Source organism: Nocardia donostiensis (assembly GCF_002081715.1).
GTDB lineage: Bacteria > Actinomycetota > Actinomycetes > Mycobacteriales > Mycobacteriaceae > Nocardia > Nocardia donostiensis.
Map to the genome: position 1 here is coordinate 1 of NZ_MUKP01000077.1, position 11001 is coordinate 11001.

Consider the following 11001-nt stretch of genomic DNA (forward strand, 5'->3'; position numbering starts at 1 on the left):
CGCTGTGCGGGCGATGAGATCGCCGACTATTTTGTTTTCCGGTTTACGCTCGCGGATATCGGTACAGGTGTCGGTGAAGACGTCGCGGATATCGGTGTCGGATCGGTCTGCGGCGAGGGCGGGGAACGCGCCTTTGAAACCGATGACGAACGAGCCGGCTTTGGCGGAGGAGAGATCGGGTCCGGCAGCGGTGGACGTCGCAGCGGGGGTCGTGGGAGCCTGTGCCTGGCCGGATTCATCTTGACAACCGGCGATGAACAGGGCGAACACGGCGGCTGCTGCCGCGAGAGCAACGGAAGTTCTTGTCACGCGGCGGGAGGCTAACGCCCCCAGGTGTACGCGAAACCCCTACGAAGAAAACAGACGCCCCCCGGCCGAGCCGAGGGGCGTTGTTCTTCCGGCGACTGCTATCCGCTCAGTGCGTCGGGTCGATGACGAAAACCTGCGCCCAGTAGGTGGCCTGCTCCGGTCCGAGCAGCGGCAGCAGGTAGTCATACACAAGAGTGGACATGAGGTGCGTAACTCCCAGGGGTCGAAATATGTGCGGACTGTTACGGTCGGCCACCCTAGCAGCCGGACAACAGCGGGGTAGGGGATCCGTCGGCGCTGAGAGCGTTCCCCCGGAAACCGGCCGGGAGGTTTGTCCGGAAACAGCCGGGCCGCTGCACCGGAACTGGCCGGAACGTGAGCGAGGTCATAAAGTAATCGCCGTCGGCAGGTCCGTTACGCGGTAGTCGTGACGGACCGATTCACCTCTCGAATGCGGGAAGCAGGTCTCAACTCATATGCGGGTAGCACGTTCTTTGGTCACCGGTGCCTTGATTGCCGGGGCCGCATCGGTTTTCGCTGTGCTGGGCGCAGGATCCGCGAATGCGGTGGCGGTGACGCCGCTGCCGGGCGGAGTCCGGGTCGACCTCAGCCCCGCCGACACCCAGTGGGTGAGCCAGACCGGGTTCGGTCATGTGATCGCCGGTCTACCGCACCCGTCCGCAGCGTCGTTCGGTCAGGCCCTGGACGGGGCCGCGCGGGTGTCTGCCGCCCATCCGACCGGTCGTGTGGTGTTCACCGTTTTCGGTCCGTTGGACCAGTTGAACGGGACGATGCTGGCGCTGCAGTAGCGGTCGGCTATCAGGAAGATCGGGCCGGTCCGGGGATTCTCGGACCGGCCCGATTCTTGTTTCTCGCGGTATTCCAGTGAGCCCACCGGGTACCGGGAACTCCTCGCGGCCCCTGTGGTGTGGTGCTTGTCCGGAGCGCGTGGCGCCGGAGTGCGAGTGTTCCCGAGACGATGCGGACGGGCTCGGTAGCCGTGCGGTTCACCTGGGGATATCTGTACCTGGGAGTGGCCCGAGATCGGTCGGAGTGCCGGGCGCTCCGATGGTGAGGTCCGGGATCTTGTCGGCTACGGCGAGAACTTCGGCGAGTTCGTCGACGGTGTCGAGCAGTTGCCGTTCGGTGTGCTCACTGGTGAGGAAGAAACGCAGCCGTTCGGTGCCCGCCGGGACGACCGGCGACAGGATCGCGCCCGCGTTGTAGCCGCGCTGCAGCATCGCCGCGGCCGCGTAACCCGCGCGGATCTCACCCGGAACGATCACGGGGACGATCGGCGTCGATTCCGAATCCGCCAGATCCATCCCGTGTTCGCGCAGTCTGCCGGTGAACAGCCGGGCATTGGACCACAGCCGGGCCAGCCGGTCGGGTTCATCGCCGATCACATCGAGCCCGGCGAGTACGGCGGCGATATTCGACGGGGAGGGGCCCGCGGTGTAGAGCGCCATACCGGGGGCCGCGTATTTCACCGCCGCCACCAGATCGGCGTCACCGGCGATGAAACCACCGGTGCTGCCCATCGCCTTGGATAGACTGCCTGCCCAGATATCGATCAGATCCCCGGGCAGATCGAAATGTTCCCGGCTACCAAGACCGCCTGCGCCGAGCACACCCAGAGCGTGCGCCTCGTCGACCAGCACCGCGCAGTCGTAGGTGCGTGCGACTTCGGCGAGTTCGGCGATCCGGCCCAGATCGCCGTCCATACTGTAGTGGCCTTCGAGAACGACCAACGCCCGATCGAACTGGTGCCGGCATGAACGCAGGAGCGCTGCAAGCGATTCGGGATCGTTGTGCCGGAAAGTGACGCGACGGCATCCGGCCCACTGGGTGCCCGCCACCAGGCTCGCGTGCGCCAAACTGTCACAGATCGCGACATCTCCTGCGCTGAGCAGGAATCCGATCACCGCCGCGTTGGTGAGGAACCCGCTGGAAGTCACCAGCGCGGCCCCCGCATGATAGATCCCGGCGAGCCGCTCCTCGAGTTCGCGATACAGTGGGATCTCCCCGGTGACGATGCGGGTCGCCGACGCGGAGGTGCCGTAGCGTTCGGCGGCGTCGTTGGCGGCGCCGATCACCCGCGGATGCCCCGCCAGCTCCAGATAGTTGTAGGAGCTGTAATTCACCAGTTTCCGTCCGCCGGAACTGATCAGAGCGCCGTTATGCCCTTCGGGGGATAGGAACAGTGGATGCGGCAGGCCGGTGTCGTCGACCAACCGCTGGATCGCTGCCTGTTTCTCTAGGGCGGCTACGACCGCTGGATGGTCCGCGAACTGGCGACCGGGCCCACGCCGCGCCGAGGCACGCGTTGCACGCGCCATCGGTCGCGCCGCCGGGATCGGAGGGGTACGGGGTGACGTGCTCAGCGTCGCATCCGCTCCGCGCCCGCTCGCGCCTGCCAGCAGCCGCCGGGCGATATCGCGCTCATCGGTCATCCCGAACTCCTCGCCAAGTCGATGATTTCATTTCCGGCACTTCGGTTCCGGCGTTGTGCACTGTGGTGCACGGTGCCATCGCTGTCCACGATGCCTTCGGCCGAGAGCGGCCCGCGGCGCATATCCCGCGCTCACGCTGGTACCGCCTGCGCGGGTTCACTACCGACGATGATGTCGGCGATCCGCGCACCCGCCTGCGCCAGACTGAACGAGCGGCCCAACTGCATACTGTTCATTTCGACTCCGAGGGTTTTGCCGACCAGCGCGCCGAATTCCACCGCCATCAGGGAATCGAGGCCGAGTTCGGGCAGCGGCACCGACAGGTCGATGGAGTCGGCGGCCACGCCCATGACCTCGGCGAGCTGTTCGGCGAGCAGGTAGCCGACGACGGTGGCGCGTTGCGCTTCCTCCAGTGCGCTGATCTCGGCGCGTAACCGGGCGGCGGCGGAATTGTCTTCCGATGCGGCGGCGATCAGACCGGCGACGCGGGCGGTGTAGGCCAGCTGCGGCGCGGCCAGCACTACCTTCCCCCACTCGACGGGGATAACCGCGGCCTGGCGGACCCCGAGGCGCAGCACTTCGCCCAGATATGCGGTGCCGTCGTCCATATCGATGGCGTCGAACCCGGCGATGCGCAGATACCGTTGCACGTTCTGGTCCGCATCGACCATGCCGCCACCGGACATCGCGCCCCAGCCGATGCACAACACCCGCTCACCGGCGCGGGCGAGCTGCTCGGCGAACGCCTGCAGCGCGAGATTGGCGGCGGTATAGGAGTATTGGCCGACCCCGCCCATGATGGCGCTTCCGGAGGAGTAGAGCACGATCAGATCCGGGTGCACACCGGCGGCGGTCAGCGCTTCGGCCAGCGCCCGCGCGCCGAGCAGTTTCGGTTCGAACACCGCGGACAGGCTGGCGCGATCCATGGTGGTGATGCGCTGGTCGTCGAGGACGCCCGCCGCGTGGAAGACCCCGCGCAGCGGTGCCTCAGCGGTATGCACCCGCTCGATCATCGCGCGCACGGCTGCGATGTCGGTGATATCGGTGCGTTCCACCAGCACCTCGACACCGTCGCACTCCCATGCCGCCAGCTGGGCGCGCGCCGCGTCGCTGCGCGCACCGCTGCGGCCGACCAGCACCAACTGCCGGGCCCCGCGCCGCACCAGCCATCGGGCCGTTGCCAGTCCGAACGCGCCGAAACCGCCGGTGATCAGGTAACGTCCTGACGCGTCGATCGGCACATCGGCGTGCTGCGGCCGCACCGGCGGCTCGTTACCGGTGAGGTCGAGCGCGATCCGGCCGAGCCGGGTGGAACGCAGGGCCTCCTCGAACGCGGTCGATACTTCGTCCACGCCGAAACTGTGAAACGGCAGCGGACGGTAAGTGCCATCGGCGAGTTTGTCGTTGACGGCCTGCACCCGGGCGATCACCTCGGCGCGGCGCAAGGCCAGCATCCGGTCCAGGTCGAAGGAGAAGTAGGCGACGTTCTTGTCGAAGTTGCGCAGTTCCAGCACACCACCGGAATAGATATCGGCCTTGCCGACCTCCACGATGCGGCCGAATTCCGCGACGGCGGCGAAGTTCTGGTGAACGATCTCACCGGGGGCGGTGCTGATCACGATATCGGCGCCCCGCCCGCCGGTCAGGGCCACCACGTCGTCGGCGAAATTCAGCGACCGGGAGTTCAGCACCTCGTCGGCGCCCTGCGCCAACGCGTAGGCGCGACGTTCGTCGGTGCTCGCGGTGCCGATCACTCTGGCGCCGTGCAGTTTCGCCACCTGGATCACCGATGCGCCGACGCCGCCCGCTGCGCCGTGCACCAGCACCGTTTCTCCCGCGCGCAGCCGCGCCAGATCCAGCAGCGCGTATTCGGCGGTCACCATCGACACTGTCGACGTGCACAGTTCGGGCCGGATGCTGTCGGCGGCCGGGCCGACGACATCGACGCTTGCCAGGTGGTAACGCTCGATCATGCCCGCCGACGCCAACCCCACCCGGTCACCGACCTGCACCCGAGTGACATCCGGACCGACCCGGACCACGGTTCCCGCGCCTTCCATTCCCGGCGCGGTACCGAAATGTGTTCCCGCCAAATCATCTTCGCCGAGCACACCGAGTACTTTGAGCGGATCCTTGAACCCGAGGCCGATCGCGGCCATCCGCACCTCGACCTCACCATGGCCGGGCGCTCGCCGTTCGCTGCGGCGCCACCCCAGCTGTGACAGCATCCGGGAACGCGGAATGTCGAGGGTGAAATTGGCTTCCGGGTCGGGTAGCGGCTCCGGTTGATCCAATCCGGCCAGCCGGTCGGGTAGCGCTCGCTGCACCACCGTCGACCAGCGCAGACCGTTGCGCAGGAACACCTCGTCGGTTCCGTCGGCGGAGAACGCGCCCGGGATCGCGAGTTCGGCGGTCAGCTCATCGAGGGTGGTCTCCGGTTCGATATCGACCAGGCGCCAGCGCAGTGGCGGCTGCTCGTTCAACAGCACCCGGCGTGCTCCCGCCAACGCGGCGTGCTCAGGGTTCGGTGCCTCGGCGTGCTCGGGATGGGTGAAGGCGCATTCGGTGATCAGGGTGACGTGGATGGATCCGTCACCGGTCAGCGGCAGCGGTTCCGGGTTCATCTCGTCGGCGAAACGCTCCACGGCCAGCGCGAGCCTGCTCAACAGCCACAGATCGCGCACCGCGTCCGATTCGGCGCCCGCCACCACGCACACATGTACTCGATCGACATCGGGGGTGGTGTGCGCCGCCTGCAACCGGGCCAGAAAGGCGTCGTCGCGGCCGTCGGCCAGCGCACTGAGCTCGATCGGTTCCGCATGTCCGGACGAGCGCACGATCTGCTCGACCCGGCCGCGCGCACCCTCGTCCAGCGGCGCCACGAGTGTGTACGCGCGGTGGGCGGGCGGTAGGGCGGTGCGGTCGATCGGGTCGCGCAGCACCCACTGTTCCTCGTAGTACAGCTCTTCCAGCCGGCGCAGCAGTCCGCCGCCGAAGGCAACGGCCTGGAATTTCGCGTTGACGATCTGCAACACGAGGTTGTGTTCACTGTCGAGGACGGTGACGTCGGCGCGCAGCGGGGCGGTGAGGCGGGCTACGACAACGGCGTGCGGTGGTATCGGTGCGAACATGCGCACCGAGTCGGCGCCGACCGGAATCACCGCGCCGTCGGTGCCGGGCCCGCCCGCGTCACCGAGGGAGACGATCTGCCAGGCGGCGTCCAGTACGCACGGATGCGCCAGGTGACCGGAGCCGTCCGCGATCGCGGCATCGACGGTGGCGACGACGGTGTCGCCGGCGGCCCAGGCCCGGCGCACCAGCCGGAAAGCCGGGCCGTGTTCGACACCGGTCGCGGCGAGATCGGCATAGAGCGTCTCCGGCTGCACCGGGGGCATGACGGTGGTGTCGGGGACGGTGATCTTCACCGGTTCGAAAGCTCCGTCCACCAGGCGGCCGGTGGCGTGCACGGTCCACGTCGTGGCGAGGGCCGGGCGGGAACGGACGGTGAACCGGCGCGTGGATTGCTCCACCCGCACTTCCAGTACCGGTACATCACCGGATTCGATGACCAGCGGCGCGACGAATCGCACGTTCTCCACTGCGGCGATGCCGTACTTCGCCGACGACCCGTATTCGACGGCGGCAGCGCTGAGCGCGGCATCGAGGTAGGCGGCGCCGGGCAGGATGCGGGAACCGTCGACAACGTGATCGTCCAGCCAGGGCAGCGTCGCGGCAGCGAGCTGCAGCGTCCAATGCCGGTCTTCGTCCAGGCCGGGGTCGCCGAGCATGGTGTACAGACCGGGAGTGCCGTAACGCTGCTGGGCGAAAACCGGCAGATCCGAGCGCAGCCTGCGCCGCTGCCACGGATACCTGGGCAGCGGCAGATGCGGGGCGGGAGCACGGCCGACCAGCGCCCGGATATCGAGGGCTCCCGCGGCGTAGAGCCCGGCGATCGTGTGACGCATACTCAGACCGTCGGGCTGTTTCCGGTTCAGCGTCGCGACGGTAGCGCCCTGCTGGCCGATGTGCAGGAGCATTTCGCGAATATTCGCGCCGAGCACCGGATGCGGGCCGACCTCGAGGAAGACACGTTCCCCCGCCGTGATCAGACCGCGGACGGCGTCGGCGAAACGCACCGGCTCGCGCACATTGGCGCACCAGTAGTCCGCGTCCCAATCCGGGCCGGTCACCGCGGCACCGGTCACCGTCGAATACAGCGGGATCGACGGTACCTGCGGGGTGATCCCCGCCAACGCGGAGCGCAGGTCGTCGCGGATCGGGTCCATCAGCGCGCTGTGATAGGGCACCTCCACCTGCAGCCGCTTCGCGAAAACGCCGCGCTCGGTCAAGCTTTCGGCGATAGCGGTGAGCCGGTCGAAATCACCGGAGAGGGTGACGGCGGTAGGGCTGTTGATCGCCGCGATATCCACGCCGTCCCCGATCAGCCCAGCCACGTCGTCGGCGGGCAAACCGACCGCGAGCATCCCGCCCGAGCCCGCGGTGCTCGCCTGCAGCCGGGCCCGGTGGTAGGCGACGGTCACCGCGTCGGCCAGTGACAGCGCACCGGTCACATATGCCGCCGACACCTCACCGACGCTGTGCCCGACCACCGCGGCCGGGTGAATCCCCTGCGCCGCGAGGGTGTCGAACAACGCCACCTGCACCAGGAAATTCGCGGGCTGCGCGACCTCGGTGGCGGTGACCCGAGACTGTTGTTCCGGCTGCGCAAGTTCCGCCAGGATCGACCATTCGGCGACCGCGGTGAACGCCGCATCGACCCGCTGGGCCGCCGCCGCGAACACCGCGTCGGTGGTGAGCAGATCCCGCGCCATACCCCACCACTGCGGCCCCATCCCGGTGAATACGAACACCGGGGCTGTGTCGGTGACCGTTCGGGCGGGAGCACGCCCTTCTCCGCCTGCGAGCCCGCGCAGGGCCGCGGCCAGTTCGGCGCGGTCGGCGAACGGCACACCCAGCCGGAACTGGTGATGATGCCGCCGCGTCCACGCCGCAGCCGCCAGATGATCCAGGTCGACTCTCGTTTCGAGGAGTTCGGCGTATTCGCCCGCCAGTTCGCGCACCGCCTGCTCGCCTCGCGCGGACAGCGGCAGCACACCCGCGTGTTGCGTTCGCGAGCGCTCTTCTGCCGCAGACGTTTCCGGGCTCGGCAAACCATCTGCGTCGTGTGCTGGCTTCGCCTGCCCAGTGTCGGTGAGATCACCCGCTCGAGGTGCTGGTGCGGGCGTCGTGTGTGTCTGGCTTTCGGCTGGGTGGTCAGCGGCGACGCTGCTACCAGTGTTCTGCTGCTCGCCTGCCTGGGCAGCCGGAGTGGTGCCGGTAGTGCCCGTGGTACTCGATACCGCTCCGGTACGACGAACGAGTGCGGGAGCCCCGGCAGCAAGGGGCAGGTCGCGGCGAGGCAAGCGCTCTACCGGTTCGGTGGGCCGGTACTCCTGGAGTACGGCATGAGCGTTGGTACCGCCGTAGCCGAACCCGTTGACCGCCACTGTCATTCGTGCAGCGTCGGGTCCGAGCTCGGTTGCCTCGGTCTGTATCCGCAGCCGCAGCTCGTCCAGCGCGAGATCCGGGTTGAGTTCGTCATCGATCCAGCCCTGCGGCGGCAGTGTCCGATGCTGTATCGCCAGCGCCGATTTGATGACGCTCGCGATACCGGCGGCGGCCTCGGTATGCCCGAGGGTGGCTTTCACCGAACCGACGCCGAGCGGTTCGGTCCGGCCGTCGACGGCGCCGTAGGCCCGGCCGATCGCCTGTAGTTCGAGCGGGTCGCCGACCGGGGTTCCGGTGCCGTGCGCTTCCACATACGTCACCTCATGCGGTGCGATACCGGCCCGCGCGCACACCGAGGTCGCCAACTGTTCCTGCGCAGCAGCGTTGGGGACGGTGATGGCGGTGGTGCGGCCGTCCTGATTGGAACCGGTCGCCTTGATCACCGCGTACACGCGGTCGCCGTCGCGTTCGGCGTCTGCCAGGGGTTTGAGCACCACCATGCCCGCGCCCTCACCGCGCCCGTAACCATCGGCGGATGCGCCGAACGATTTGCTGCGCCCGTCCTCGGCGAGGAACCCGCCCTTGCACATGGAGATGAATGTGCCCGGCTGCAACATCAGGTTCACCCCGCCCGCCAGCGCGGTGCGGCAGTCGCCGTTGTGCAGCGCCTGACAGGCCAGATGCAGCGCCACCAGCGAGGACGAGCAGGCCGTGTCGACGGTGACGCTCGGGCCGCCGAGGTTCAACGCATACGAAATCCGGTTGGACAGCATGGTGTACGACGTGCCCGCCGAGGAATGCATATCGATATGCGGTACCGCCGCACCCGTGAACCCGACCGCCAACTGGTCGAGGGTGAACGCCCCGACATACACCCCCACCGTAGCCTCGCCGGTGCGTCCTGCCACGCCTGCATCGTCGAGCGCCTCCCACGCCACCTCGAGGATCAGCCGCTGCTGGGGGTCCATGGCGGTCGCTTCCCGCGGGGAGATACCGAAGAAGTCGGGGTCGAAGGCCCATGGGTCGGTGGTCAAAAACGCGGCACGTGTGGTGTACATGCGTCCCGGGGCGCGCCGGTCGGGGTCGTAGTAGCGGCGCGCATCCCACCGGTCGGCGGGGATCTCGGTGACCGCGTCATGTTTGCCGACAACGAAGTCCCAGAACGTCTTCGGCGAGTCGATACCACCCGCATAGCGGCACCCGATGCCGACGATCGCGATATCCGACACTGATCGTGCTCCTTCACAATGGGTCCCGGACAGCGGCGACGCCCTCCTGGGGGCCGCCGGAGAAGACTGATTCGGTGTTCGCTGTGTTCGCTGCTATTCGCTTGTCGCGCGCAAACTGCGCGGCACCCACATCACGACATTGACCTCGGGACCGCGGCGGCCGAGCCGGATACGCCCCACTCGCTGTCCGCCGACGGCCTCGTAATAGGCGACGTTGCTGTCCTTGCAGACTCCGAGCAACGGTGCGCCTGCCCGCTCGATTTCGCCGAAAGCCCAGGCGAGTAACGCTCGCCCGACACCGCGGCTCTGGTATTCGGGGTCGACGCCGAGCGTGACGCCGAAGAAGTGCGGCAGCCCCGCGGCGAGCTTGCCGATGGCGGCGTCCATGGCCAGCACCCGCGGCCCCGCAGACCCCATGGCCCAGACGAATTCGGGAATGGAGGCGATATAGCGCAACGGTCCGAACCGGTAGTCCGGGGTCTGCAACAAAGCGCCGCCGACAATTCGGCCGTCGACAGTGGCGACCAACGCGCCGTTGTTCGGCAGGTATTGATGACGAATCATCGCCTTGTTCAGTCGTGACTGTTGGCGCCGCCGTTGCGCGGGGTCGGGAAACATGTATTCACCGAACGGGTCGTCGGTATCGAAAGCATAGTTCAACACGGAAACCAGCGCGGGCACATCCGATTTCACCGCAGTGCGGACGGTGACATCACCGAAAGACTTGGGCACCACTAACCTTCACACGTCGTGCTCGGCCCGAACCCCAACTGACCAGCCGATTCGTACCTACAAACAGCAACGTACACCAATCGGTGGAATCGCGCAGCCCGAAGCTACCAACGCGTAGGATAAACGGGAAAACGGGCGGTGACAGTACTTTTCGGGGCTCGATCAACAGTTCCGGAAACGCGATCATCGGCTACTCGAACGCCCTGATGGGGGCGCAACGGCTTTTCTGACGATGGGGATTGCTGACATGAAGACTTCGGCAACCACGAACACCGCGACAACACCCGGCGACACCACCCTGCACCCACCACGATGGCAGCCCGCACCCATGCGCTGGCATCGCACCCCGGTGAGCTGGGCGCAATCCTGGCGGTATGCCGCGGGTTTCCTTTCACGCTGGCGCGACCGCACCCTCGTCCACTATCTCACCGCGGAGCTGCCCGGCGCCGACGATGTGCTCATCGCCCGGTTGCCGATACTGCGTTACGTGGTAGTGCGATCGCCGGCGCTGGCCAGGCAGATCCTGGTCGCCAACCAGGACAACTACTGCAAAAGCGCCGAATACGACATGATGGCCGTGACCTTCGGGCAGGGGCTGGTCACCGATATGGACGACCGGCGCTACCAGCGCAACCGCCGCCTGGTGCAGCCGATCTTCGCCCGCTCCACCATCGACCGGTTCGCCGGACCCATCACCGACGCCGCCACCGACGCCGCCGACCGCATCCTGCGAGCCGACGGGCCGGTCGATATCGGCGTCGAGATGAACC

General features: G+C 67.4%; 5 protein-coding genes and 1 pseudogene. 2 read left to right on the forward strand and 4 right to left on the reverse strand.

Translation table 11 applies throughout. The features are described 5' to 3' along the window. Positions 1-309 (reverse strand): hypothetical protein (locus B0T44_RS25160; RefSeq protein WP_139795355.1); only part of this gene is annotated, 309 nt, incomplete at its 3' end. 476 nt (positions 310-785) lie between these two features. Here B0T44_RS25160 and B0T44_RS25165 point away from each other — a divergent pair. Then, complete coding sequence (locus B0T44_RS25165) at positions 786-1118, forward strand: hypothetical protein (RefSeq protein ID WP_077116585.1); 333 nt, start codon at positions 786-788, stop codon at positions 1116-1118. A 198-nt stretch (positions 1119-1316) separates the two neighbouring features. Here B0T44_RS25165 and B0T44_RS25170 read toward each other — a convergent pair whose 3' ends face one another. From B0T44_RS25170 to B0T44_RS25180, 3 genes are all read right to left on the reverse strand, one after another. Then, positions 1317-2762, reverse strand: coding sequence for an aminotransferase class I/II-fold pyridoxal phosphate-dependent enzyme (locus tag B0T44_RS25170; RefSeq protein WP_077116586.1), 1446 nt, complete (start codon positions 2760-2762; stop codon positions 1317-1319). A gap of 131 nt (positions 2763-2893) precedes the next feature. Then, positions 2894-9499: a type I polyketide synthase gene (locus B0T44_RS25175; protein ID WP_077116587.1), complete on the reverse strand. Its 6606-nt coding sequence runs from the start codon at positions 9497-9499 to the stop codon at positions 2894-2896. Positions 9500-9592: 93 nt separating this feature from the next. Then, positions 9593-10231, reverse strand: a complete 639-nt coding sequence (locus tag B0T44_RS25180; RefSeq protein ID WP_077116660.1) for a GNAT family N-acetyltransferase — start codon at positions 10229-10231, stop codon at positions 9593-9595. Between the two features lie 247 nt (positions 10232-10478). Between B0T44_RS25180 and B0T44_RS25185 the strand changes: the two are divergent. Further along, a pseudogene (locus B0T44_RS25185) lies at positions 10479-11001 on the forward strand (cytochrome P450); the annotation flags it as partial.